The sequence below is a fragment of the Pseudomonas lopnurensis genome, assembly GCF_015070855.1.
Lineage (GTDB): Bacteria > Pseudomonadota > Gammaproteobacteria > Pseudomonadales > Pseudomonadaceae > Stutzerimonas > Stutzerimonas lopnurensis.
Genome location: NZ_JADDIX010000024.1, coordinates 115,109 through 140,278, shown reverse-complemented (window position 1 = coordinate 140,278; position 25,170 = coordinate 115,109). Strand labels below are relative to the sequence as shown.

Sequence of the window (25,170 nt, the reverse complement as noted above, 5' to 3'; positions counted from 1 at the left end):
CGCGGGTGATCGCTGTGCGATGTAGGGCTTGGTAGGCGTCGCCTCCTGTCCCCCGCGCAGGAGCGGGCGGGGACGCCGAGTCCATGCCCGCGATGTGTTGCGTGGCCGGGGTTCGCGAGCATGGCTCGCTCCTACAGGCAACCTACTGTAGCGAGGGTCAACCCTCGCTGACCTGGTTGCGCATCGCACCGGCCCGCCAGGCGGCGACGTTGTCCAGCGTGGTGCTGGCGATCGCCGCCAGCGCTTCCTCGGTAAGGAAGGCCTGGTGCGCGGTGACGATCACGTTGGGGAACGACAGCAGGCGGGCCAGCACGTCGTCCTGCAGCGGCAGGCCGGAATGATCCTCGAAGAACAGCCCGGCCTCCTCCTCGTAGACGTCCAGGCCCAGGTAGCCGAGCTGGCCGCTCTTCAGCGCGCCGATCAGCGCCGGGGTGTCGATCAGGGCGCCGCGGCCGGTGTTGATCAGCATGGCGCCGCGCTTCATGCTGGCCAGGCTGCGCGGGTTGATCAGGTGCCGGGTCTGCGCGGTGAGCGGGCAGTGCAGGCTGACGATATCGCTGCTGGCCAGCAGCTCGTCGAGCGCCACGTAGCGCATGCCCAGCTGTTCCAGCACGGGGTTGGGGAAGGGATCGTACAGCTGCACCTGGCAGCCGAAGCCCTGCATGATGCGTGCGAACACCGCACCGATCTGCCCGCTGCCGACCACGCCGACGCGCTTGCCCATGAGGTCGAAGCCGGTCAGCCCCTGCAGCGAGAAATTGCCTTCGCGGGTGCGGTTGTAGGCGCGCGGCAGGCGCCGGTTGAGCGCCAGGATCAGCGCCACGGTGTGCTCGGCCACCGCGTGCGGCGAGTAGGCCGGCACCCGCACCACCGGCAGGCCGAGGCGCTGGGCGCAGGCCAGGTCGACATGGTTGTAGCCGGCCGAGCGCAGCGCGATCAGCCGCGTCGCGCCGGCCGCCAGCGTCTCCAGTACCGGCGCGGACAGCACGTCGTTGACGAAGGGGCAGACCACCTCGGCGTCGGCGGCCAACGCGGCGGTGTCCGGATCGAGGCGGGCGTCGAGAAAGTGCAGGTCGTAGCCATGCGCCTGGTTGGCGGCGAGAAAGCTGTCGCGATCGTAGGGTTTGCTGCTGAACAGGGTGATGCGCATGCGGAGCCTCTGTGGAAATGACTGGCCTGGACCGTTTTATCGCAAGCCATGCCGTTCACTTAAGCAGAAAAGCTTGCACGCATCGTCCCGGGCTCGGTACTCCACAGCACCGTAGGGTGGGCTTTAGCCCACCAAAACCTTCGTCGGTGGGCTGAAGCCCACCCTACCTCGCTGGCCTGGACCGTTTTATCGCAAGCCATGCCGTTCACTTAAGCAGAGAAGCTTGCACGCATCGTCCCGGGCTCGGTATTCCACCGCACCGTAGGGTGGGCTGAAGCTCACCCTGCCTCGCAGGGCGGGCGAATGGCTTCGCCGCTGCAGGTCAGGCCCGGGCTCCGGTGTTCGGCCTGAAGTACAGCGTCTCGCCGCGGATCAGGCCGGCGAGGCTGGCGTGGTCGTTGGTCACTTCGGCCTCGATCGGTTCGTCCTGGCTGGCCACCTTCAGCGTCACCCGGGTGATCGCGCCGAGCGGGCGGATGTCGCGCACTTCGCCGGCCTGGTAGTCGGCCGTGGCGACCCGGCTCAGCGAGACTTCGTGGGGGCGGAAGAGGATCTGCCGGTCCGCGTCGAGCTGCAGGCGGTTGGCGTCGCCGAGGAAGTGGTAGACGAAGTCGTTGGCCGGTTGCTGGTAGACCTCGGCGGGCGAGCCGATCTGCTCGACCACGCCCTTGTTCATCACCACGATGCGGTCGGCGACTTCCATGGCCTCTTCCTGGTCGTGGGTGACGAACACGCTGGTCAGGTGCACGTCCTCGTGCAGGCGCGCCAGCCAGCGGCGCAGTTCCTTGCGCACCTTGGCGTCGAGGGCGCCGAACGGCTCGTCGAGCAGCAGCACCTTGGGTTCCACCGCCAGGGCGCGGGCCAGGGCGATGCGCTGGCGCTGGCCGCCGGACAGCTGTTCCGGATAGCGGTCGGCGAGCCAGTCGAGTTGCACCAGGTCGAGCAGTTCTTGCACCTTCTGCCGGATGATCGTTTCGCTCGGCCGCTCGCCCCTGGGTTTCATGCGCAGGCCGAAGGCGACGTTGTCGAACACCGTCATGTGGCGGAACAGCGCGTAGTGCTGGAAGACGAAGCCGACCTTGCGATCGCGTACGTCGTGCCGGGAGACGTCCTCGCCGTGGAACACGATGCTGCCGCTGTCCGGGGTTTCCAGGCCGGCGATGATCCGCAGCAGGGTGGTCTTGCCGCAGCCGGACGGGCCGAGCAGGGCGACCAGTTCGCCGCTGTGGATGTTGAGGTCGATGGTGTCGAGCGCCTTGAAGGCGTTGAAGTGCTTGCTGACGTTGGTGACTTCGATGGACATGGCTCATTCCTCGCCGGCGCTGGCTTTCAGGCGGTTGATTCGGGATTCGCTCCACTGCTTGAGCAGCAGGATGAACAGGGCCATCAGCAACAGCAGGCTGGCGACGCTGAAGGCGGCGATGTGGTTGTACTCGTTGTGCAGGATTTCCACGTGCAGCGGCAGGGTGTTGGTGTAGCCGCGGATGTGCCCGGACACCACCGAGACCGCGCCGAACTCGCCCATGGCCCGCGCGGTGCAGAGCACCACGCCGTAGATCAGGCCCCACTTGATGTTGGGCAGGGTGATGTGCCAGAACATCTGCCAGCCGTTGGCGCCCAGCAGGCGCGCGGCTTCCTCCTCCGTGGTGCCCTGCTCCTGCATCAGCGGGATCAGTTCGCGGGCGACGAAGGGCACGGTGACGAACAGGGTGGCGAGGACGATGCCGGGCACGGCGAAGATGATCTGGATGTCGTGCTCGCGCAGCCAGGGGCCGAAGAAGCCCTGGGCGCCGAACAGCAGCACGTAGACCAGGCCGGCGATCACCGGGGAAACCGAGAACGGCAGGTCGATCAGCGTGACCAGGATGCTCTTGCCACGGAACTCGTACTTGCTCACGCACCAGGCGGCGGCCACGCCGAACACCAGGTTGAGCGGCACCGAGATGCCCACGGCGAGCAGCGTCAGGCGCAGCGCGGCCAGGGCGTCGGGCTCGACGATGGCGGCGAAGAAGGGCGCGAAGCCCTTCTGCAGCGCCTGGCTGACCACGATCAGCAGCGGCAGCAGGAGGAACAGGACGAACACCAGCCAGGCGCCGCCGATCAGCAGCCGCCGGCCCCAGGCGTTGCCGCGGCGGGCGGCGTTGCTGGCGGAGGCGGTTAACGTTGCGCTAGACATGACGGCCTCCTCAGGCGCGCGCGATGCGGCGTTGCAGCATGTTGATGAGCAGCAGCAGGATGAACGACACCACCAGCATCAGCACGCCGATGGCGGTGGCGCCGGCGTAGTTGTACTGGTCCAGCTGCACCATGATCAGCAGCGGCAGGATCTCGGTCTTCATCGGCATGTTGCCGGCGATGAAGATGACCGAGCCGTATTCGCCGACTCCCCGGGCGAAGGCCAGGGCGAAGCCGGTCAGCCAGGCGGGCAGCAGCGCCGGCAGCAGTACGTAGCGGAACACCTGCAGGGGCTTGGCGCCCAGGCAGGCGGCGGCCTCCTCGACTTCCCGCGGGATGTCGGCGAGCACCGGCTGCAGGGTGCGCACCACGAAGGGCAGGGTGACGAAGGTCAGCGCCAGGGTGATCCCCAGCGGGGTATAGGCGATCTTGAAGCCCAGTGCGGTGGCGAACTGGCCGATCGGGCCGGTGGGTGCGTACAGCGCGGTGAGCGCGATGCCGGCCACCGCAGTGGGCAGGGCGAAGGGCAGGTCGATCATCGCCTCGATGATCGTGCGCCCGGAGAAGGTGTAGCGCACCAGCGCCCAGGCCAGCAGGGTGCCGATCGCGCCGTTGAGCAGGGCGGCGAGCAAGGCGGTGCCGAAGCTGAGTTTCAGCGCGGCCAGAACCCGGGCGGAGGTGACGATCGCCCAGAATTCAGCCCAGGTGAGCTGCGTGGCATAGATGAACAGGGCACCCAGGGGGATCAGTACCAACAGGCTGAGGTACACCAGGGTGTAGCCCAGCGTCAGCCCGAAGCCGGGTATGACGGGGAAAGTACGGCGGGACATAGGACCTCGGCGGCAAGCTTCAAGCTGCAAGCGACAAGCAGGTGCCACAAGCGAGAGCCCGCTTGCAGCTTGGGGCTTGTCGCTCGTGGCTGCGCAGGTCAGTGCGCCTGGTAGATCTGGTCGAAGATGCCGCCGTCGTTGAAGAACCGCGGTTGGGCTTCTTTCCAGCCGTTGAAGTAACCATCGATGGTCACCAGTTCGATGTCGGAGAACTGCTCGCTGAACTCCTTGGCGATTTCCGGGTTGCGCGGACGGTAGAAGTGCTTGGCCGCCAGGCGTTGGCCTTCATCGCTGTACAGGTACTCGAGGTAGGCTTCGGCGACCTTGCGGGTGCCCTTGCGATCGACGTTGGCGTCGACCACGGTGACCGGCGGCTCGGCGAGGATCGACAGCGACGGCGCGACGATTTCCAGGGCATCGCCGCCTTCTTCCTTGAGCGCCAGGAAGGCCTCGTTCTCCCAGGCCAGCAGCACGTCGCCGATCTTGTTGTTGACGAAGGTGATGGTCGAGCCGCGGGCGCCGGTGTCCAGTACCGGCACGTTGCGGTAGAGCTTCTCGACGAAGTCCCTGGCCTGCGCTTCGCCGCCGTATTTCTTCTCGGCGTAGGCCCAGGCCGCGAGCAGGTTCCAGCGGGCGCCACCGGAGGTCTTCGGGTTGGGGGTGATGACTTCCACGCCCGGCTCGATCAGGTCGTCCCAGTCCTCGATGCCCTTCGGGTTGCCCTTGCGTACCAGGAACACGATGCTCGAGGTGTACGGCGTGCTGGCGTCCGGCAGGCGTTCCTGCCAGTTCTCGGGGATCAGCTTGCCGATCCGGTGCAGCTCGTCGATGTCACCGGCCAGGGCCAGGGTCACGACGTCGGCGCGCAGGCCGTCGATCACCGAGCGGGCCTGCTTGCCGGAGCCGCCATGCGATTGCTGGATGGCCACGGCTTCGTTGCCCTGGGCCTGCCAGTGCCTGGCGAAGGCCTGGTTGAATTCCACGTAGAGCTCGCGGGTCGGATCGTAGGACACGTTGAGCAGGGTCTGGGCGGCGCTGGCGGGACCGGCGACCAGGGCGCCAGCCAGGGCGGCGAGCGCAAAGAAACGAATGGACATGGATGCAGCTCCTGAAAATACGGGTTCGGCTGTTGGCTGTTTTTCTGCGGGGGCGTCGGGTCGTCAGCGCCGCATTCGCGGGCGACAGCTGCAGTACCGGTGCGTGTTCATGGTCTTGGCTCTTCTCATGTTCACGCCCTCCGGTTGTCCAGTCGGGCTGTGGGGATTTGGGGTCAGGCGTGCTTGCCGGTCGGCTGCAGGCGGAATTTTTCCTTGCGCTCGATCTGTACGACCTGGCCGTTGTGCACGGTGATCTCCACCGAGCCGAACTTGAGGCCGTTCAAGGCGCGCTGGATTTCGCGCAGGATGCTGGCTTCGTCCTGACCTTCAAGGTTGCGAAGGGTCGCGCTCATCGTTATCTCTCCGTGGCGAAGCCTCCGTGATGGCTGCTACAGCCGTAGCCAGGGAGGCGTGGAGCGGATAGTAGGCAAGCTCGAAATATTCTTAAAAATATTGTTTAAGAACATTTATATAAACAAATCGAATAAATGGTTTCGGCGTGCCGACTGGTCGAGTGAGCAAGATATGGAATAAGTAAAGAAATTCTTATTCTTTTATAGGCGAATACGAGTCTGCTTAGACTGGTGCCGACACTTCCCCAGGAGGCGCCGTGATGCGCAGTGAATCGATCCGCTATCTGATCGTGCCGGGCTGGCAGGGCTCGCCCGACGATCATTGGCAAAGCCATTGGCAGCAGGCGCTGCCCAACGGCGCGCGCGTGGAGCAGGCCGACTGGATGACGCCGCGTCGCGAAGACTGGGTCGCCGAACTGGAGCGCTGCATCGCCGGTAGCCCGCAGCCATCGATCCTGGTGGCGCACAGCCTGGGCTGCATCACCGTCGCGCACTGGGCGGCGCAGGCGCCGCTGGAACTGTTGCGGCGGGTGCGCGGGGCGTTGCTGGTGGCCCCGGCCGACGTGCAGCGCAACAACTGCCCCGAGGCGCTGCGCAATTTCGCACCGATTCCCCGGCAGCGGCTGCCCTTCGTCAGCCAACTGGTCGGCTCCGACAACGACAGCGCGGCCAGCGCCGAGCGTGCGATCGAGCTGGGACTCGACTGGGGCAGCGAAATCGCGATTCTCAGCGGCGCCGGGCACATCAATGTGAAGTCCGGCCATCACCGCTGGGAACAGGGTTTCGCCTACCTGTACCGCTTGCAGAACCGCATCGAGCAGCAGGCCCGCAGGACCGCCTGAGGGCAGCGCCGACGGGCCGGCTATGCACTATCCGACAGTAGGCGACCGCGTTGCGGTTCGCCTGGCGAAAGTCTTTTCATGAGCCACAGCCGTTCAGTTGCCGGTCGGATGCTGGATCGCCCGCAACGCCGATGATCGCCGGCAAGGACCCGGCGCCCCCCGGGCTCCTACGGGCGCGGTGTGCACAGGCGGCTTTCTCGGGGCTGCAGCCTGTTCGCTACGCGACAGCGTTGCGGCGAAGACGCGCAGGCGTCTCCTGCGATTCGGCCGTACAGTGGCATGAAGGATCGCCATCCGGAGACGGGCCGCAAGGGCGGCTGTTCGTCAACGCGAACGTCACCACGCACATCCTCGACATCCCGCCGACGAGAGGCGGCGAGGGGCTGGCCGTTGTCACGAACGAGCTATCATCCGTGGCTCTGTCCCAATTGCGTGTTGTTCGAATTGTCGAGGTGTTCTGAGCGTCCGTAGGAGCGGGCCGTGCCCGCGNAGCTTTGCGCGCTGGAATATTCGCGGGCATGGACTCGGCGTCCCCGCCCTCTCCTACAGGGGTACGTCTATCCGCAACAGCCAGCTCAGACATAGCCTTATCCATAGAGCGCCAGCGTGCGTGTCGAATGCCGGGGCCAGCCGTTGTTACACTGGCCACGACGCATGTGGCCGCCGCGGGTGCAGGACCGGAGCGGCTTTTCCCTTCATTTCCCTTCCGTTGCGCCCGAGTCCTGCCGACGGCGTTTTCAAGGAGTTCCCATGTCCGCCAAGCTCGACGGCCCTTCCGACGATCGCGATGAATGCTCGCAAGCGGCTCCCGCCCATGCGACGACCTGGCAACTGGAGCGGATCGTCGGCGAGCTGCGCGCCGCCCGTACCGAATGGCGCGTCAGCACCGGGCGCGCCCGTGAGCTGGGCAGCCGTGAGCTGCCGTCGCGCCAGGCGTTGGAATGCATTTTCTCCGACCTGCGCGGCGCGCTCTTTCCCATGCGCCTGGGGCCCAGCGATCTGCGCCTGGAAAGCGAGGATTTCTATGTCGGCCATACCCTGAACAACGCCCTGAACCGCCTGCTCGGCCAGGTGCGCCTGGAGCTGCGCTACGCCGCCCGCCAGCGCGGCGAGGCCGAGGAGGGCAGCGACGCCGGCGCGGTGCAGATCGTGCGCGACTTCGCCGCCGCCCTGCCGCAGATACGCCGCCTGCTCGACAGCGACGTCACCGCCGCCTACGCCGGTGACCCGGCGGCGCGTAGCGTCGATGAGGTGCTGCTGTGCTATCCGGGCATCCTCGCGGTGATCCACCACCGCCTGGCCCATCACCTGTACGCCGCCGGCCTGCCGCTGCTGGCACGTATCGGCGCGGAAATCGCCCATTCCGCCACCGGCATCGACATTCACCCCGGCGCGCAGATCGGCCATAGCTTCTTCATCGACCACGGCACCGGTGTGGTCATCGGCGAGACGGCGATCATCGGCAACCGGGTGCGCATCTACCAGGCCGTCACCCTCGGCGCCAAGCGCTTCACCGCCGACGAAACCGGCCAGTTGCACAAGGGCCGCCCCCGTCATCCCATCGTCGAGGACGACGTGGTGATCTACGCCGGCGCCACCATTCTCGGGCGCATCACCATCGGCCAGGGTTCCACCATCGGCGGCAACGTCTGGCTCACCCGCAGCGTGCCGGCGGGCAGCAACATCAGCCAGGCCAGTGCGCGGCAACAGCCGGGCAGCGTGGAGTGATCGCGTTCAACGCACCACGATCAGCGGATGGCCCTGTTCCGGATGGCGCTGGATCAGCACGTCGAGGCCGAACACCTGCTTCAGCGGTTCCGGGCGCAGGACCTCGTCCGGAGGCCCCAGCGCCTGGGGGCGGCCGTCCTGCAGCAGGAGCAGGCGATCGCAGTAGCGCGCCGCCAGGTTGAGGTCGTGGAGGATCACCAGAACCGCCGCGCCCTGGCTGGCGAAGGCGCGGGTGGCCTGCAGGATGCTGTGCTGGTGCAGCGGGTCGAGCATCGAGGTCGGCTCGTCGAGCAGCAGCGTCTGCCCCTCCGCGCCCGGCCACAGCTGGGCGAGCACACGCGCCAGGTGCACGCGCTGGCGCTCGCCGCCGGACAGCGCCAGGTAGCTGCGGCCATGCAGGTGCGCGGCATCCGCTGCCTGCAGCGCGGCCTCGACGATCTCGCGGTCGCGCAGCAGGCCGGTGGCATGCGGCAGGCGACCCATCGCCACCACGTCCTCGACGCGGAAGCCGAAACTCAGCGTCGAACTCTGCGGCAGCACCGCCAGGCAGCGTGCGCGCTCGCTGCCCGACCATTCGTCCAGCGGCTGCCCGTGCAGGCGGACATGACCTTGGGCCGGCGCCAGTTCGCCGCTGAGGGCGCCGAGCAGGGTGCTCTTGCCGGCGCCGTTGGGCCCGAGCACGCCGAGCACCCGGCCGGGCTGCAGGGCGAGGTCGACGCCTTCCAGCACCGTGCGGCCGCCACGGCGGATCGATAGCGCTTCGGCCTGCAGCATCAACGCCCCCGCATCAACAGGTAGAGGAAGAACGGCGCGCCGATCAGCGCCGTGACGATGCCGATGGGCAACTCCGCCGGTGCGAGGACCAGGCGTGCCGCCAGGTCGGCGAGCAGCAGCAGGCTGGCGCCGGCCAGCATCGAGGCCGGCAGCAGGATGCGATGATCGGGCCCGACCAGCAGGCGCACCAGATGCGGCACCACCAGGCCGATGAAGCCGATCATGCCGGCGGCGGCCACCGCGGCACCGACGCCGAGGGCGGTGCAGAACACCAGTTCGCGCTTGAGCCGCTCGACTTCGAAACCCAGGTGGCGCGCTTCGGACTCGCCCAGCAGCAGGGCGTTCAGCGCGCGGGCCCGGCGCGGCAGCCAGAACGCCACGGCGAAGGTGACCAGCAGCAGCGGCCAGAGCCGGGCATAGCTGGCGCCGTTGAGGCTGCCCAGGTTCCAGAACGTCAGGGTGCGCAGGGTGGCGTCGTCGGCCAGGTAGGTGAACAGGCCGATGCAGGCGAAGGCCAGCGCGTTGAGCGCGATCCCCGCCAGGAGCATGGTGACCACGCTGGTCTGGCCGTCGCGCCGGCCCAGGCGGTAGACCAGCGCGGTGACGCCGAGGCCGCCGACGAAGGCGCACAGCGACAGCAGGTAGGGCGCGATCGCTTCCGGAATGCCGCCGAACGCGGCACCGCCGACGATGGCGATGGCCGCACCCAGGGCCGCGCCGCTGGAGACGCCGATCAGGCCGGGGTCGGCCAGCGGATTGCGGAACAGCCCCTGCATCGCCACGCCGCACAGCGCCAGCACCGCGCCGACCGCCAGGCCGAGCAGGGTGCGCGGCATGCGGATCTGGCCGACGATCAGCTGCGCCTGGTTCAGCTCGCTGCCGCCCAGGGTCAGGCCGAGCAGGCGCAGGGCGGCCTGGAGGGTGTCGCCCAGCGGCAGGCTGACCGGGCCGAGGGCCAGCGATCCCCAGAGGGCGAGCGCGAGCAGCAGGCTCAGTGCGATGAACAGCGAGCGCGGACGTATGGCGGGATTCATCGGTCGGGCGTGGCTTCGGCGGGCAATGGCGAGCGGGCAGGATAGAAGGCCGCCGACAATGCCGCCAGCCCCTCGGGTATGCGCGGGCCGAGGCCGCCGACCAGCAGGGTCGGGTCCAGTGCGACCATGCGCCCCTCGCGGGCGGCGCGGGTCGACGCCAGGGCGGGGTTCTGCCGCATCAGCGCCTGCCGGGCCTCGTCGGCTTCCAGCAGGCGCCGGTCGGTGAAAATCACCACGTCCGGGTCCAGTGCCAGCAGCGCCTCGCTGGACAGCGCCTTGTAGCCGCTATGGCGGGTCAGGTTGCGCCCGCCGGCTTGCTCGATCAGCCAGGCGGCAGCCGTATCGCGGCCACCGGCCATGGCGCTGCCGCTGGGATGCCCGAGCAGCAGCACGACGCCGGGCGCCTCCTGGCTGCGTTGCGCCTCGGCGATCCAGGCCTGCTGCGACTCGATTCGGGAACGGAAAGCGGCCAGCGCCTGCCGTGCGCGTTGCGGCTCGCCGAGCAGGGCGCCGAGGCGGGTCAGGTTGTCCTCCAGGGTGGCGAGGTCGGCCTGGGCCGACAGGGTCTCGATGCGCACGCCGGCGGCGCGCAATTGCTGCAGCACCGGTGGCGGGCCCATCTCCTCGCTGCCCAGCAGCAGGTCCGGGCGCAGCGCGAGGATGCCCTCGGCGGCCAGCTGGCGCTGGTAGCCGATGCTCGGCAGGTCCTGCAGGAAGGTCGGGTGCAGACTGGTGGTGTCGACCCCGACCAGCCGGTCCGCGCCGCCCAGGGCCACCACCCATTCGCTGAGCGAGCCGCCAGCACTGACCCAGCGCTGCGGCAGGGCATCGTCCGCCGGTGCGCCCGGCAGCCAGGCGAGGGCGGCGAGCAGCGCCAGCGCCGCTCCGAGCCGGCGTTTACCGATCGAGACGCGCCCGTTCGTGACGCCCATGTTCAGCACCCCTGCGTCGGTACGCTTTCGGCCAGTGCGCGCCAGTCGCTGCGTTCCGGTGTGCCCGGCTTGCGTGCGCCGAACAGCTGCAGGATCAGCTCGCCGTCGGCGTCGAAGGCTTCCCAGCTGGTGACGATGCCATCGCTGCTCGGCTTGCGCACGCGCCAGAGCTCGCTCACCGCGGCCGCCTTCAGGTGCAGGTTGAATGCATCGTCGAGCACGTTGAACCACTCGCCGAATGTGCGCAGGTTATGTACCTCGCCGGTATGGATCTGGATGCAGTGGCGGTTGCCGACGAACACCATCAGCGGCACGCCGTCGGCGGCGGCCTGCTCGAACAGCTTCGCCAGTGCCCCGGGGGCCAGCGGCTCGGCCCATTCACGGCCGGCCAGGCGCAGCGCCTGGGTGCGCGCCGCGCCGTGCTGTTTCAGCAGGGCGAAGAAATGGTGGGTGTCCTTGAGCTCGGCCCAGCCGTGGCGCAGCGCGGCCACGTCGATGGCCGCATCGGGCCGTGGCGGCTCGCGCAGGACGAGCGGCTCCAGGTTCAGTTCGGCGCTCTGCGGATCGCTGCGAAAGCGCTCGATCAGCGGCGCCCAGGCCTCGGCCGTGCTGCACTCGGTCAAGTGGACCTTGTGCACCGCCACGCCCTGGCGGTCGAAGATCTGGATGCTGCGCTGGGTGCCTTCGGCGGTTTCCTGCTCGACGGCGAAGGCGCTGGCCCAGCCGCCGAGGAACAAGCGCAGGTCGATGTCCGGCGACACTACGAGCCCCATCTGCCCGCTGCCGCCGATCGTCACCTCGCGGTAGCGGCCCTTGCGCTCGTGCACGCAGTGCTCGTTGCGGGTCAGCGCCATGACGTAGCCGAGCTCGCCGAGCGCCGGCAGCAGCGCCTTCCAATCCGGGCGCAGGCGCACCGTGTCCACGCCCAGGCGGCTGGCGACCAGCTCCGCCTCGCTCACCGCCAGGCGCTCGGCGGCGTCGCGGGCCCGCAGGTGCGGTTCCTCGCGCAGCAGCACCTGCCACGCCAGGTAGAGATCGTTGCTTGTGGCAGTCGAGGTCTGGACGTTCATCGAGAGGCTCCTTGCTGGTGGATCGAGCGCCCGCCGGCGTGGCGCATTGACTGGTCCACAAGCATGCGCGGAAAGCGCGGATCAGGCAACAATGATCTAAATGATAATTATTTGTATGTGTGGCGGGTCGTCATCTGCCCGGGGCGATCCTGCCGCCGGATGGAGCTGAGGGGCATCCTCGGCCGTCGTCTGCGGCGGTCCCGCGCGGCTGCTGGCCAGCATGCAGGGCCTGCCGCACACACGGGCAGCTTTTCCCTTTCCAGCGACTACAAAAATCATAATTTCGCGAATCCCCGGCTCTGAACAGAATGCGGCAACGACCCGCCACGGCGGGCCAGCCATATTGGAATCAGAGCAGGCAAACCATGACCATCCTGAAGCAGAACGCCTTCCAGAAGCCCGCGGACAACGTGAGCGAAACCCTTGCAATCGATACGCTGGTCGTGGGCGGCGGCCAGGCCGGCATTGCCGTCAGCGAGCATCTGGGCAAGCTTGGCGTGCCGCACATCGTCCTTGAGAAGAACCGCATCGCCGAGGCATGGCGTACCGGCCGCTGGGATTCGCTGGTGGCCAACGGCCCGGCCTGGCACGACCGCTTCCCGGGCATGGAGTTTCCCATTGATCCTGACGCCTTCCCGCACAAGGAGATGGTCGCCGACTACTTCGAGGCCTACGCGCGGCAGATCGACGCGCCGATTAGCACCGGCGTGGAGGTCAAGCGCGTGGTGCGCAACGCCGACCGTCCCGGCTTCACCGTGGAGACCTCGGCGGGGGTGATCGAGGCCGCCCGCGTGGTGGCCGCTACCGGCCCGTTCCAGCGCCCGCTGATCCCGGCCATCGCCCTGCAGGATGCCGCAATCCAGCAGATCCACTCGGCCGACTACCGCAACCCGCAGCAACTGCCCCAGGGTGCGGTGCTAGTGGTCGGCGCCGGTTCCTCCGGTGTGCAGATCGCCGACGAGCTGAACCGCGCCGGGCGCCGCGTCTATCTTTCGGTCGGCGCCCATGACCGCCCGCCGCGCAGCTACCGCGGCCGCGACTTCGTCTGGTGGCTCGGTGTGCTCGGCCTGTGGGACATGGAGTCCATTCAGCCGGGCAAGGAGCACGTGACCATCGCCGTCAGTGGCGCCCACGGCGGACGCACCATCGATTTCCGTGAACTGGCTGCACAGGGTATCGCCCTGGTCGGTCTGACCGATGCCTTCGCCGGCGGTGTGGCGCGCTTCCGCGACGATCTGGCGGAGAACATCGCCCGTGGCGACGAGAACTATCTGAAGCTGCTCGACGCCGCCGATTCCTACATCGCCCGCAACGGCCTGGACCTGCCGGAGGAGCCGCAGGCACGCGTGTTCCCGCCGCTGCCCGACTGCGTGCGCGAGCCGATCCTCGAGCTGGACCTGGCCGCCGCCGGCGTCACTTCGATCATCTGGGCCACCGGCTACGCCCTGGACTTCTCCTGGTTGCAAGTGGAGGCCTTCGACGTGAGCGGCAAGCCCCGGCACCAGCGCGGCGTGTCCAGCGAGCCGGGCGTGTACTTCGTTGGTCTGCCGTGGTTGTCGCGGCGCGGCTCCACCTTCATCTGGGGTGTGTGGCACGACGCCAAGCACGTCGCCGACCACATCGCTACCCAGCGCAAGTACGCCGAATACCGCGACGCCGCGCAGCGCGCAGCGGGCGTCGCCCCACAGAAAATCAGCCTTCCGGGAGTTCGCTGATGCCCACGCATACCCGCATCCGCATGTTCAACACCAAGGACACCTACCCCAACCAGTCCCTGGACAACGACCTCTGCCAGGCCGTGCGTGCCGGTAACACCGTGTACGTGCGGGGCCAGGTCGGCACCGACTTCGCCGGCAACCTGGTCGGCCTGGGCGATCCGGCGGCCCAGGCCGACCAGGCGATGAGGAACGTCAAGCAACTGCTCGAAGAGGCCGGCAGCGACCTCTCGCACATCGTCAAGACCACCACCTATATCATCGACCCACGCTACCGCGAGCCGGTCTACCGCGAGGTCGGCAAGTGGCTCAAGGGCGTGTTCCCGATCTCCACCGGTCTGGTGGTCTCGGCGCTCGGTCAGCCGCAGTGGCTGATGGAGATCGACGTGATTGCCGTCATTCCGGATGGCTGGCAGCAGGAGGCGCGTCCATGACCTTCTCCATCGTCGGCCGCTGCCCCGAGACCGGCCAGATGGGCATCGCCATCAGCTCGTCGAGCATCGCCGTCGGTGCCCGCTGCCCCTGGCTGCGCGCCGGAGTCGGCGCGGTGTCCACGCAGAACATCACCCTGCCGGCGCTCGGCCCGCAGATCCTCGACCTACTGGAGGCCGGCGAAGCGCCTGCGGCGGCGCTGGACAAGGCGCTGGCACGCAACGGCTACGGCCAGTACCGCCAGGTGACGGTGCTCGACAGTCACGGCGCCAGCGCACTGTTCACCGGCAGCGAAGCGCTCGGCGTGCACCATGCGCGTGCCGGCGAGCAGTGCGTGGCTGCGGGCAACCTGCTTAGCACTCCGGCGGTGATCGACGCCATGATCGAGGTCTTCGAACAGGCCGACGGCGGCCTGCCGGACCGCCTGCTGGCGGCCATGCACGCCGCCATGGCGGCCGGCGGCGAGGCCGGGCCGGTGCACTCGGCGGCGCTCTCGGTGGTCGGCGACCTGGTCTGGCCGGTGATCGACCTGCGCGTCGACTGGGCCGAGCAGGACCCCATCGGCGAGCTGGACAATCTCTGGCGCGCCTATGAGCCGCAACTGCACGATTACATCACCCGCGCCCTCGACCCCACCGCCGCGCCGAGCTACGGCGTGCCGGGTGACGAATGAGCCAGATTCACGGTGCGCGACGGTTGTCGCCCACCGCGTACGACCCGGTAAATGCCCATGCCCAGCAGTAGCGCCATCCTCGCCGACCTGATCGCCTTCGACACCACAAGCCGCGAATCCAACCTGGCGTTGATCGACTACGCTCGTGCCTACCTCGCCGGCCTCGGCATCGACAGCCAGTTGCTGTTCAACGCCGAGCGGAGCAAGGCCAACCTTCACGCGCGCCTCGGCCCGGCGGGGGCAGGCGGGGTGATGCTCTCCGGGCACAGCGACGTGGTGCCGGTTGACGGCCAGTCGTGGAGCGTGCCTGCTTTCGAGATGACCGAGCGCGACGGCCGCCTCTATGGGCGCGGCACGGCGGACATGAAAGGCTTCCTCGCCTGCGTGCTGGCCAGCCTGCCGGCGTTTCTGGAAAAACCGCTGCGCCTGCCACTGCACATCGCCATCTCCTACGACGAGGAGGTTGGCTGCCTCGGTGTGCGCAGCCTGGTCGAGCAGCTGCATGCCAGCCCCGAGCGGCCGGACATCTGCCTGATCGGCGAGCCCACCGAGATGCGCCCGGTGCTCGGCCACAAGGGCAAGCTGGCGATGCGCTGCGAGGTGCACGGCGCCGCCTGCCACTCGGCCTACGCGCCGCAGGGTGTCAACGCCATCGAATATGCCGCGCGGCTGATCGGCAAACTGGGCGAGATCGGCTGCCGCCTGGCCGCCGTCGAACACCACGACAGCCGTTTCGACCCACCGTACTCCACCGTGCAGACCGGCGTCATCCAGGGCGGCCGCGCGCTGAACATCGTCCCCGCCGAATGCCGTTTCGACTTCGAGATGCGCGTCCTGCCGGCCGACGACCCGCAGACCGTCGCCGCCGAACTGCGCGATTACGCCGAGCGCGCACTGCTGCCGCGCATGCGTGCCGTCAGCGCTGCCAGCGACATCCGCTTCAGCGAACTGCCCAGCTACCCTGGCCTGCTCACCGATCCCGCCAGCCAGGCCGCCGAACTGCTCGCCCTTATCAGCGGCTCGCGGGACTTCTCTACCGTCGCCTTCGGCACCGAAGGCGGTCTGTTCGACCAGGCCGGCATCGCCACCGTCATCTGTGGTCCCGGCAGCATGGACCAGGGTCACAAGCCGGACGAGTTCGTTACGCTCGAACAGCTCGACAGCTGCGATGCGCTGCTGGTGCGGCTGGGGCAGTGGATGCAACGGCACAGCTGAACCCGGCTGCCTGGGGCGAGCCGCCGGGGGCCGGACCGGCGGCTGCACGCCATGGCCGGAGTGGTGCCCGGCGTGCCGGACGAGCTTCGTCGAAGGTCATACCGCGTTCTGTTGCCTGGCGAACTCCGCCTTGCAGTAATCCACGAACAACTGCGCCGGCTTGGTCAGTTGCGTGCGCTTCAGCCAGGCGGCGACCAAGCCGGAGCCGGTGACGGCCTCGGCGATGTTCACGCACGCCACCTGCTTGCCGTCGTAGGTGGTGTTGCAGTGCGGGCGGGTGACCAGGACGGAGAAGCCGAAACCCTGGCCGACCATGCCGCGCACCATCTCGATCGACGGCGAGCTGAAGACGATGTTCGGCGACAGGCCCAGTTCCTCGAATATGCTCACGAAGTAGTTCCGGCTCGGCAGCACGTCGAGCAGGATCATCGGGTCGAGCACCAGGTCGCGCAGCGACACCTGGGCCTGGGCGGCGAAGCGGTGGCCTTCGGGCAGCAACGCGTAGGGGCGTTGCGGCGGCATTAGCGGCTCGGTCTCGATAGTGCCGTCCAGGTCGTGTTCGTAGACTATTGCCAGGTCGAAACGGCCGGCGGTCAGGCCCTGTACCAATTCGTGCTGCTCACCATCGTGCAGACGGATTTCCACCCCGGGATAACGCTGGCGGAAGCCGGCGATCAACCGTGGCAGGTAGAGCGGGGCGACGGTCTCGAAACAGCCGATGTCGATCTGCCCTGCCACCACGTCGTTGTCGGCCAGGGCGTTCTGCTCGAACTCGTGGGCCATGCGCAGTAGCTCCTGCGCCTTGCGGTAGAAGCGTCCGCCGCCCGGGGTGAGCGATACGCCCTGGGCGTGGTGACGGATGAACAATTGCACACCGAAGCTTTCCTCCAGCCCCTTGATCGCGGTGGAGATGGACGGCTGGGCGATGTACAGCTTGCGCGACGCCTCGGCGACGCTGCCGCACTCGACGGTGGTAACGAAATACTTGAGTTGACGCAGGGTGTAGGCAGCCACGCACAGGACCTCGAAAAATCTTCTTTTGGTGCTCGCTTGGTGGTTGACGTGGCGCAGCAGGCGAGCCTTGTGCCCGGCAGCGACGAACTTCATGGCCGAAGGAGCATGCGCTGGACTTGCAAGAGCCGTACACGATCGGGCGAAGGTGCGTGGAATACCGGTTTGGCGCTCAGCCGGTCCCTGGGTCACCGCTCCTGGTCGTGGCGCTGCGGTTGCCGACGATCGCTGGCGTGTATCGTCTTTGATGGCCATCAGGTGTCGCAAACGGTTGTTCGGGTTGCTGGCGCTTGCGTTGAGTCCTTCTCCACACTGGCCGTGCGCTGAAAGAGTGCGTCAAGCGGCTGCATCGGACATCGCCGGATCCCGGCACTGCGCGGCTCCGCATGGACAGGGGCAGCAGGTGCACAATGAATTGGCGTCCTGCACCTTTCTGGTGCAGATGTGACCAGCTTTTTCGTATGTTCCGGCGACATTTTTAATATTTTTCCTATCCCCGGGCTTGCGCCACCATCACTGCGCAACCGCCAAACGGCAGAAGGGGATAGTGGTGTACGAACTCAGCGACTGGCAGCAACGCGCCCGGCAGCAAGTATTCATCGAACAGGCCATCATCGATGGTCGCCGCGTGGCGGCGCGGTCCGGCGCGACCTTTGCCGCCATCGACCCGGCCACCGGGAAGGTGCTGGGGCAGGTAGCCGCCTGTGGCGAGACAGAGGTCGATCAGGCCGTGCGCGCCGCCCGCCAGGCGTTCGAGGCCGGCGTCTGGTCGCTGCGTACGCCCGCCGAGCGTAAGCAGGTATTGCTGCGCCTGGCCGAGCTGATCCTGGCCAACCGTGACGAGCTGGCGCTGCTCGACTCGCTGAACATGGGCAAGCCGGTGATGGATGCCTGGAACATCGACGTGCCTGGCGCCGCTGGCGTGTTCCGCTGGTATGCCGAAAGCCTCGACAAGCTCTACGACGAAGTCGCTCCCACCGCTCCCTGCGTGCTGGCCACCGTCACCCGCGAAGCGCTGGGCGTGGTCGCCGCCGTGGTGCCATGGAATTTCCCGCTGGACATGGCGGCCTGGAAATTGGCCCCGGCCCTGGCCGCCGGCAACTCGGTGGTGCTCAAGCCAGCCGAGCAGTCGCCGTTCTCCGCCCTGCGCCTGGCCGAGCTGGCGCTGGAAGCCGGACTGCCGGATGGCGTACTGAACGTGGTGCCCGGCCTGGGCGAGCAGGCGGGCAAGGCCCTCGGCCTGCACATGGACGTCGACTGCCTGGCCTTCACCGGCTCCACCGAGGTGGGCAAATACTTCATGGGTTACTCGGCGCAGTCCAACCTCAAGCAGGTGTGGCTGGAGTGCGGCGGCAAAAGCGCCAACCTGGTGTTCGCCGACTGCCAGGACCTCGACCTGGCCGCCGAGAAGGCCGCCTTCGGTATCTTCTTCAACCAAGGCGAGGTGTGCTCGGCCAACTCGCGCCTGCTGGTGCAGCGCTCGATTCACGGAGAATTCGTCGAGCGCCTGCAGGCCAAGGCACGCGGCTGGCTGCCCGGCGACCCGCTCGACCCGGCCAGCCGCGCCGGCGCCATCGTCGAGGCGCGGCAGACCGCGCGGATCATGGAATTCATCCGTAGCGCCGAGGCCGAAGGTGCGCGCCTGGCCTGCGGTGGTCAGCAACTGATGTTGAATGGCTCGGACAATTTCATCGCGCCGACCATTTTCACCGGCGTGGCCCCCGACAGCCGCCTGGCTCGCGAGGAAGTGTTCGGCCCGGTGCTGGCGGTGCTGCCGTTCGACACCGAGGACGAGGCCGTGCAACTGGCCAACGACAGCGTCTACGGCCTAGCTGCCTCGCTGTGGAGCGACGACCTCAACCGCGCCCACCGCGTTGCCCGCCGCCTCAAGGCCGGCACCGTGTCGGTCAACACTGTGGACGCGCTGGACGTCAGCACGCCATTCGGTGGCGGCAAGCAATCGGGGTTCGGCCGCGACCTGTCGCTGCACTCGTTCGACAAGTACACCCAACTGAAAACGACATGGTTCCAGCTCCGCTGAGCTGATTACCGGATAACCCAGGAGCCTAGCGATGACTGCCTTGCCCCACACCACTTCGGAATACCAGGCACTGGATGCGGCGCACCACATCCATGCCTTCCTCGACCAGAAGGCGCTCAACGAGAAGGGCGCGCTGGTGATCGCCAGAGGCCAGGGCCTGAACCTGTGGGACAGCGACGGCAAGCGCTACCTGGACGGCATGTCCGGCCTATGGTGCACCGCGCTGGGCTATGGCCGCGCCGATCTCAATGCCGCCGCCGCGCGCCAGCTCGAACAGCTGCCGTACTACAACCTGTTCTTCCACACCACGCACCCGCGTGTGGTCGAGCTGTCCGAGCTGCTGTTCAGCCTGCTGCCCAAGCACTACAGCCACGCCATCTACACCAACTCCGGTTCCGAGGCCAACGAGGTGCTGATCCGCAGCGTGCGCCGCTACTGGCAGGTGGTCGGCAAACCGCAGAAGAAGATCATGATCGGCCGCTGGAACGGCTATCACGGCTCCACCCTGGGCAGCACCGCGCTCGGAGGCATGGGCTTCATGCACGAGATGGGCGGCATGCTGCCGGACTTCGCCCATATCGGCGAGCCGTACTGGTTCGCCGAAGGTGGCGATCTGTCTGAAGAGGAATTCGGCCTCAAGGCCGCCCGCGAACTGGAAGCGAAGATCCTCGAACTGGGTGCCGAGAACGTGGCCGCCTTCGTCGCCGAGCCATTCCAGGGCGCTGGCGGCATGATCTTCCCGCCGGCTGGCTACTGGGCCGAGGTGCAGCGAATCTGCCGCCAGTACGACGTGCTGCTGTGCGCCGACGAAGTGATCGGCGGCTTCGGCCGTACCGGCGAGTGGTTCGCCCACCAGCACTTCGGCTTCGAGCCGGACACCCTGACCATCGCCAAGGGTCTGACCTCCGGCTACATCCCCATGGGCAGCTTGGTGCTGTCCAGGCGCATCGCCGATGCGCTGGTGCAGGAGGGCGGCGTGTTCGCCCATGGCCTGACCTACGCAGGACACCCGGTGGCCGCTGCCGTGGCCATCGCCAACCTCACCGCGCTGCGCGACGAGAAGATCGTCGAGACGGTGAAGAACGACAGCGGCCCCTACCTGCAGAAACTGCTGCGCGAGACCTTCACGGATCATCCCTTGGTCGGCGATATCCAAGGCACCGGTCTGGTCGCCGCGCTGCAGTTTGCCGAGAACAAGGCCACGCGCAAGCGCTTTGCCAACGAGAACGACATCGCCTGGCACTGCCGCACTGTCGGTTTCGATGAGGGCCTGATCATTCGCTCCACCCTCGGCCGCATGATCATGGCGCCAGCGCTGGTGGCCAGCCATGCCGAGCTGGACGAACTGGTGGAGAAGACCCGGCGCGCAGTGGATCGCACTGGCCACGAGCTGAACCTGCTGTAACCCCAAACCGTTCCGCAGAGAACGGAGCAAGAACCAGATGCCGGCCCGATGAGGCCGGCCCGCAAAACATGCTTGGGCCTCTGGCCACTTTCTGCCCCACGCAAACCAATAGCGAGCCAACAGGCTGTGGGAGTGTTTCATGAAATCATCCTTGCGCCACCGTATCGTCCGTTCCTTCGCATGCACCGCACTGGCTGCCGGCATGGCCGCCACCGCCCAGGCCGGCACTCTGTCCATCGGCCACACCACCTGGGTTGGCTACGGCACCCTGTACCTGGCCCGTGACCTGGGTTACTTCAAGGACGCCGGCCTCGATCTGCAACTGACTACCATCGAGGAAGCCTCGATGTACATGGCCGCGCAGGCATCGGGCAAGCTGTCCGGTTCGGCCTCGACCATAGATGAAATCCTCAAGTACCGCTCCAAGGACTTCTGCTTCAAGGCCGTGGCCGCGCTGGACGAATCCCACGGTGGCGACGGCATCGTGGTGAGCAGCGACATCGCCAACATGCAGGGCCTGAAGGGCAAGGCGGTAGCGGTCAACGAAGGTTCGGTGTCGCAGTTCTGGCTGAGCTACCTGCTGAAGAAAGCCGGCATGAGCATGAGCGACATCGAAGTGCAGAACATGACCGCCGACGACGCCGCTTCGGCCTTCATCGCCGGCCACGTACCGGCGGCGGTGACCTGGGAGCCGAACCTGACCATGGTCAAGCAGAAGGGCAGCGGCAAGGTGCTGGTCGACAGCGACGAGACCCCCGGTGTGATCGTCGACGTGGTGGCGCTGGACTGCGACGTCATCGAGAAGCAGCCGGAAGACGTCAAGGCGCTGGTCGCTGGCCTGTACAAGGCGGTCGAGTTCACCAAGACCAACCCGGACAAGGCCTACGAAATCATGGCCAAGGGCGTTGGCGGCTACCTGTCCGATCCCAAGGACCTGGCCGAAGCAGCCAAGGGTGTGAAGTTCTACGACCAGGCCATGAGTGAGAAGCTGCTCGGCACGCCCGGCAAGGCCGGCGACATCGCCGAGATCATCAAGCTGGCCAACGAGACCTGGAGCAGCCTGCAGGGCAAGCCCTACGCGGTGAGCTACGAGGATCTGGTAGATACCTCGTTCGTCACGCAGTAAGTCGCGCTACCCGTCGGCTGCTCATTTGCACCGCTTTTCATAGGGGCCAGCTTGCTGGCGATGCCGTTAAGGCATTGATCGCCAGCAAGCCGGCTCTACAGAGCGAGAGCTTTCCCCGCGGGCCTCTTCAATATCCGCAACACGAGGTGGTCATGGCCACGCAAAAATCCTGGGTGCAGCGTTGCCTGACCCCGAAAGTCGACCTGCCGGGCCGCCTGGTGCTCAGCGTCAGTGGCCTGTGCTGGCTGCTGGTGCTTGGCCTGTGGGCCATCCTGTCCTACGGCGGCGTGGTGCCGTCGATGTTCCTGCCGACGCCGGGCGGCGTGATCGCCGCCGGCGTGCGCCTGGCCAGCGACGGGACTCTGAGCAAGCACGTGCTGGCCAGCCTGGAAGTGGTGCTGATCGGCTTCGCTATTTCCTCCTTGGTGTCGGTGCCGCTGGGGCTGCTGATGGGCAGCTTCCGTATCGTCCAGGCGTTCCTCGAGCCCCTGGTCAATTTCATCCGCTACCTGCCGGTGACCAGCTTCGTACCGCTGTTCATCCTGTGGATTGGCATCGGCCTGGAGCAGCGCGTGGCGGTGATCATCTTCGGCGTGTTCTTCCAGCAGCTGGTGATGATCGCCGACGTCTCCAAGGGTGTCTCCAAGGATCTGCTCAACGCCAGCTATACCCTCGGTGCCAGCCGCCGCGATGTAGTGCTGCATGTGCTCGGCCCGGCTTCGCTGCCCGGCATCCTCGATACCCTGCGCGTGACCATGGGTTGGGCCTGGACCTATCTGGTGGTGGCCGAACTGGTCGCCGCCAGCAGCGGCCTCGGTTACATCAGCCTCAAGGCCATGCGTGGCTTCCAGGTGGATGTGATCTTTCTCGCCATCGCCATCATAGGCCTGCTCGGGCTGATCACCGACCAACTGTTCCGTCTGCTTCGACTGAGGATTGCCGCATGGGCGCAGTAGCCAAGAAACCCTACATCATGCCGGCGCTTAGCCAGTACGCCGAGGTCGCCGCACGGCTCAAGGTGGACAATGTCAGCCTGCGCTATCAGTCGCCCAAGGGCGACACCTTCACCGCGCTGGACCGGGTGTCCTTCGAGGTGCCGGACCAGCAGTTCGCGGTGATTGTCGGCCCGTCCGGCTGTGGCAAGTCGAGCCTGCTCTATCTCACCGCTGGGCTCAACGAGCCGACCGAGGGCGAAATCTACGTCGGAGGGCGGAAGGTCGAGGGCCCCGGCGCCGACCGTGGCATGGTGTTCCAGGGCTACACCCTGTTCCCCTGGCTCAGCGTGCGGCAGAACATCGAGTTCGGCCTCAAGCGGCGCCGCCTGCCGCAAGACGAGATCCGCACCATCGTCGAGTTCTACCTCAATGAGGTGGGTCTGGCGAAATTCGCCGAGCATTATCCCAAGCAACTTTCCGGGGGCATGATGCAGCGCGTGGCCATCGCCCGCGCGCTGGCCAACGACCCGCAGATCCTGTTGATGGACGAACCCTTCGGCGCCCTCGACAGCCAGACCCGCCTGCAGATGCAGCAACTGCTGCTGCAGGTATGGGGCAACAGCAAGAAGACCGTGGTGTTCGTCACCCACGACATCGACGAGGCGATCCTGCTTGCCGATCGCATCTACGTGATGGGCGCGCGTCCCGGCCGCATCAAGGAAATCCTCGACGTGCCGATCGAACGCCCGCGCAATCTCGATGTGGTGATGGAGCCCGAGTTCATTCGTATGAAGCGGCACATCCTCGGTCTGCTGCACGATGACATGGAAGAGGTGCACTGAGATGAACGATACCTTCGACTACCTGATCGTCGGTGCCGGCTCGGCCGGCTGCGTGCTGGCCAACCGGCTGAGCGCCGACCCCTCCGTGCGCGTGTGCCTGATCGAGGCCGGTGGCGGCGACGCCAGCCCGCGTGTGCAGGTGCCGGCCGGCACTATCACCCTGTACAAGAGCCGCGTGTTCAGCTGGAACTACTTCTCCACGCCGCAGAAGAACCTCGCCGGGCGCCGCCTGCACACCCCGCGCGGCAAGGCCCTGGGCGGCTCCAGTTCGATGAACAGCATGATCTACATCCGCGGCGACGCCAGCGACTATGACCGCTGGGAGGCCGCCGGCTGCCCCGGCTGGGGCTGGAACGATGTGCTGCCGTACTTCAAGAAATCCGAAGGCAACCGCCTGGGCCAGTCGTTGCAGTACCACGGCACCCAGGGCGAACTGCTGGTGGACCGGCCGCGCGATCCCAACCCGCTGTCCGAGCGTTACATCCGCGCCGCCGGGCATATTGGCCTCAAGGGCAACGACGACTTCAACGGCGGCACGCTGGAGGGCGTCGGCATCTACAACGTCACCCAGAAGGACGCCAGGCGCCTGTCCAGCTACCGCGCCTTCGTCGCCCCGGTCCGCCAGCGCGACAACCTCACCGTGCTCACCGGCTGCGAAGTCGAGCGCCTGCTGCTCGACGGCGAGCGCGTCACCGGCCTGGAGCTGCGCGAGGACGGCCAGTGGCGCACCCTGCATTGCAGCCGCGAGACCATCCTCTGCGCCGGCGCGCTGGGTTCGCCGCACATCTTGCTCAAGTCCGGCATCGGCCCCAAGTCCGAGCTGGAAGCCGCTGGCGTGGCCTGCAGGGTCGCCCTGCTCGGCGTCGGCAAGAACCTGCAAGACCATATCGACGGGCTGGTCACCGTGCGCTCGAAGAGCCCGCTGTCGCTGGGCTTCTCCCTCGGCGCGCTGCCGAAGATCATCGCCTCGCCGCTCCAGTACCTGGCGCGCAAGATGGGCTGGCTGACCACCAACTACGTCGAGGCTGGCGGCTTCGCCCGCACGCCGCTGGCGGGCGACCTGCCCGACGTGCAGATGCACTTCGTGCCCGGCTACCGCAGCCACCGCGGGCGGCTGTTCGAATGGGGCCACGGCTACGCCATCCACACCTGCGTGCTGCGCCCAAAAAGCATCGGCGAAGTGCGTCTGGGCGAGGGCCGCAGCCTTTCCATCGACTTCAATTTCTTCAGCGACGAGGCCGACGCCCGGGTACTGGTGGAGGGGGTTAAGCTGGCGCGCAGCATCCTTGCCCAGCCGGAATTCGATGCCATCCGCGGCGAGGAAATGCTGCCGGGGCCGCAGGTGCAGAGCGACGAAGAATTGCTGGCGCATCTACGCGAATACGCCGCCACCGTATTCCACCCAGTGGGCACCTGCAGGATGGGCACGGACGAGGCGGCGGTGGTCACGCCGGATCTCAAGGTGCGCGGTGTGGCCAACCTGCGCGTGGCCGACGCCTCGATCATGCCGACGCTGATCAGCGGCAACACCAACGCGCCGTGCATCATGATCGGCGAAAAGGCGGCGGATCTTCTTGCCAGGCAAGATGCGCCGGGCTCCCTCTCGCCCGCTCCGGACGCGGCCGTGGCCTGAATTCCAGGGCCCGGCCATCACGCCGGTCGGCCGGGCACCGACGGCGCTACATCGCCTGTTGCCGTGGTGGGCCGGCAGGCCGCTGAGGCCCGACCGGGATGCACAGCTATTCCGGATTCTTCCGGTGTGCGGCCGGTTGCCGTTTGCCCTGTGCCGG

General features: G+C 67.1%; 23 protein-coding genes. 12 read left to right on the top strand and 11 right to left on the bottom strand.

The annotated features are described in order from the left end of the window. Nucleotides 1-157: 157 nt before the first annotated feature. From IN820_RS05510 to oscA, 6 genes are all read right to left on the bottom strand, one after another. A complete protein-coding gene (locus IN820_RS05510) occupies nucleotides 158-1,150 on the bottom strand; it encodes a 2-hydroxyacid dehydrogenase (protein ID WP_193680006.1) in 993 nt (330 codons plus the stop codon). Between the two features lie 322 nt (nucleotides 1,151-1,472). Beyond that, nucleotides 1,473-2,453 (bottom strand): sulfate/molybdate ABC transporter ATP-binding protein, encoded by a 981-nt coding sequence (locus IN820_RS05505; RefSeq protein ID WP_193680005.1) that lies wholly within the window; start codon nucleotides 2,451-2,453, stop codon nucleotides 1,473-1,475. 3 nt (nucleotides 2,454-2,456) lie between these two features. Continuing rightward, on the bottom strand, nucleotides 2,457-3,326 hold the full coding sequence (cysW, locus tag IN820_RS05500) for a sulfate ABC transporter permease subunit CysW (protein ID WP_193680004.1): 870 nt from the start codon (nucleotides 3,324-3,326) through the stop codon (nucleotides 2,457-2,459). 10 nt (nucleotides 3,327-3,336) lie between these two features. Then, entirely contained in the window at nucleotides 3,337-4,155 is an 819-nt protein-coding gene (gene cysT, locus IN820_RS05495; RefSeq protein WP_193680003.1) for a sulfate ABC transporter permease subunit CysT, read from the bottom strand. A gap of 98 nt (nucleotides 4,156-4,253) precedes the next feature. Next, nucleotides 4,254-5,252: a sulfate ABC transporter substrate-binding protein gene (locus IN820_RS05490; RefSeq protein ID WP_193680002.1), complete on the bottom strand. Its 999-nt coding sequence runs from the start codon at nucleotides 5,250-5,252 to the stop codon at nucleotides 4,254-4,256. Nucleotides 5,253-5,425: 173 nt separating this feature from the next. Beyond that, nucleotides 5,426-5,605: a sulfur starvation response protein OscA gene (gene oscA, locus IN820_RS05485; RefSeq protein ID WP_193680001.1), complete on the bottom strand. Its 180-nt coding sequence runs from the start codon at nucleotides 5,603-5,605 to the stop codon at nucleotides 5,426-5,428. Between the two features lie 260 nt (nucleotides 5,606-5,865). On the opposite strand from oscA, the gene IN820_RS05480 reads away from it, so the two are divergent. Both IN820_RS05480 and epsC read left to right on the top strand, forming a co-directional pair. Continuing rightward, entirely contained in the window at nucleotides 5,866-6,447 is a 582-nt protein-coding gene (locus IN820_RS05480; RefSeq protein ID WP_193680000.1) for an alpha/beta hydrolase, read from the top strand. Nucleotides 6,448-7,197: 750 nt separating this feature from the next. Further along, the gene (gene epsC / locus IN820_RS05475; RefSeq protein WP_193679999.1) at nucleotides 7,198-8,175 is read left to right on the top strand and encodes a serine O-acetyltransferase EpsC; all 978 of its coding nucleotides are present in this window, start codon (nucleotides 7,198-7,200) and stop codon (nucleotides 8,173-8,175) included. Nucleotides 8,176-8,181: 6 nt separating this feature from the next. Here the strand turns inward: epsC and IN820_RS05470 are convergent, their stop codons facing one another. The 4 genes from IN820_RS05470 to IN820_RS05455 are packed head-to-tail and all read right to left on the bottom strand — an operon-like array spanning nucleotide 8,182 to nucleotide 11,985. Further along, nucleotides 8,182-8,949 (bottom strand): heme ABC transporter ATP-binding protein, encoded by a 768-nt coding sequence (locus IN820_RS05470; RefSeq protein ID WP_193679998.1) that lies wholly within the window; start codon nucleotides 8,947-8,949, stop codon nucleotides 8,182-8,184. Beyond that, entirely contained in the window at nucleotides 8,949-9,983 is a 1,035-nt protein-coding gene (locus IN820_RS05465) for a FecCD family ABC transporter permease (protein ID WP_193679997.1), read from the bottom strand. The genes IN820_RS05470 and IN820_RS05465 overlap by 1 nt, the downstream gene beginning before the upstream one ends. Next, entirely contained in the window at nucleotides 9,980-10,915 is a 936-nt protein-coding gene (locus IN820_RS05460) for a heme/hemin ABC transporter substrate-binding protein (RefSeq protein ID WP_193679996.1), read from the bottom strand. Before IN820_RS05460 ends, IN820_RS05465 begins: the two co-directional genes overlap by 4 nt. A gap of 2 nt (nucleotides 10,916-10,917) precedes the next feature. Further along, nucleotides 10,918-11,985 (bottom strand): hemin-degrading factor, encoded by a 1,068-nt coding sequence (locus IN820_RS05455; protein ID WP_193679995.1) that lies wholly within the window; start codon nucleotides 11,983-11,985, stop codon nucleotides 10,918-10,920. A gap of 365 nt (nucleotides 11,986-12,350) precedes the next feature. Between IN820_RS05455 and IN820_RS05450 the strand changes: the two genes are divergently transcribed. Genes IN820_RS05450 through argE form a run of 4 tightly spaced genes read left to right on the top strand, consistent with a single transcriptional unit; the run spans nucleotide 12,351 to nucleotide 16,020 of the window. Further along, nucleotides 12,351-13,700, top strand: coding sequence for a flavin-containing monooxygenase (locus IN820_RS05450; RefSeq protein WP_193679994.1), 1,350 nt, complete (start codon nucleotides 12,351-12,353; stop codon nucleotides 13,698-13,700). Further along, a complete protein-coding gene (locus IN820_RS05445) occupies nucleotides 13,700-14,134 on the top strand; it encodes a RidA family protein (RefSeq protein WP_193679993.1) in 435 nt (144 codons plus the stop codon). The genes IN820_RS05450 and IN820_RS05445 overlap by 1 nt, the downstream gene beginning before the upstream one ends. Further along, nucleotides 14,131-14,805: a DUF1028 domain-containing protein gene (locus IN820_RS05440; RefSeq protein ID WP_193679992.1), complete on the top strand. Its 675-nt coding sequence runs from the start codon at nucleotides 14,131-14,133 to the stop codon at nucleotides 14,803-14,805. Before IN820_RS05445 ends, IN820_RS05440 begins: the two co-directional genes overlap by 4 nt. 57 nt (nucleotides 14,806-14,862) lie before the next feature. Beyond that, a complete protein-coding gene (argE, locus tag IN820_RS05435) occupies nucleotides 14,863-16,020 on the top strand; it encodes an acetylornithine deacetylase (protein WP_193679991.1) in 1,158 nt (385 codons plus the stop codon). A gap of 96 nt (nucleotides 16,021-16,116) precedes the next feature. On the opposite strand, the gene IN820_RS05430 is transcribed toward argE, so the two are convergent. Then, nucleotides 16,117-17,034 (bottom strand): LysR family transcriptional regulator, encoded by a 918-nt coding sequence (locus tag IN820_RS05430; protein WP_193680017.1) that lies wholly within the window; start codon nucleotides 17,032-17,034, stop codon nucleotides 16,117-16,119. Between the two features lie 547 nt (nucleotides 17,035-17,581). Here IN820_RS05430 and IN820_RS05425 point away from each other — a divergent pair. From IN820_RS05425 to IN820_RS05400, 6 genes are all read left to right on the top strand, one after another. Next, nucleotides 17,582-19,072 (top strand): aldehyde dehydrogenase, encoded by a 1,491-nt coding sequence (locus IN820_RS05425; RefSeq protein WP_193679990.1) that lies wholly within the window; start codon nucleotides 17,582-17,584, stop codon nucleotides 19,070-19,072. A 31-nt stretch (nucleotides 19,073-19,103) separates the two neighbouring features. Further along, entirely contained in the window at nucleotides 19,104-20,477 is a 1,374-nt protein-coding gene (locus IN820_RS05420; RefSeq protein ID WP_193679989.1) for an aspartate aminotransferase family protein, read from the top strand. 139 nt (nucleotides 20,478-20,616) lie between these two features. Continuing rightward, nucleotides 20,617-21,603, top strand: a complete 987-nt coding sequence (locus IN820_RS05415) for an ABC transporter substrate-binding protein (protein WP_193679988.1) — start codon at nucleotides 20,617-20,619, stop codon at nucleotides 21,601-21,603. A 152-nt stretch (nucleotides 21,604-21,755) separates the two neighbouring features. Beyond that, complete coding sequence (locus tag IN820_RS05410) at nucleotides 21,756-22,559, top strand: ABC transporter permease (RefSeq protein ID WP_193679987.1); 804 nt, start codon at nucleotides 21,756-21,758, stop codon at nucleotides 22,557-22,559. Continuing rightward, nucleotides 22,547-23,380 carry an ABC transporter ATP-binding protein gene (locus tag IN820_RS05405; RefSeq protein WP_193679986.1) on the top strand — a complete coding sequence of 278 codons (834 nt, stop codon included), beginning with the start codon at nucleotides 22,547-22,549 and terminating at the stop codon, nucleotides 23,378-23,380. The genes IN820_RS05410 and IN820_RS05405 overlap by 13 nt, the downstream gene beginning before the upstream one ends. Nucleotide 23,381: 1 nt before the next feature. Next, nucleotides 23,382-25,013, top strand: coding sequence for a GMC family oxidoreductase (locus tag IN820_RS05400; protein WP_193679985.1), 1,632 nt, complete (start codon nucleotides 23,382-23,384; stop codon nucleotides 25,011-25,013). Nucleotides 25,014-25,170: the final 157 nt, after the last annotated feature.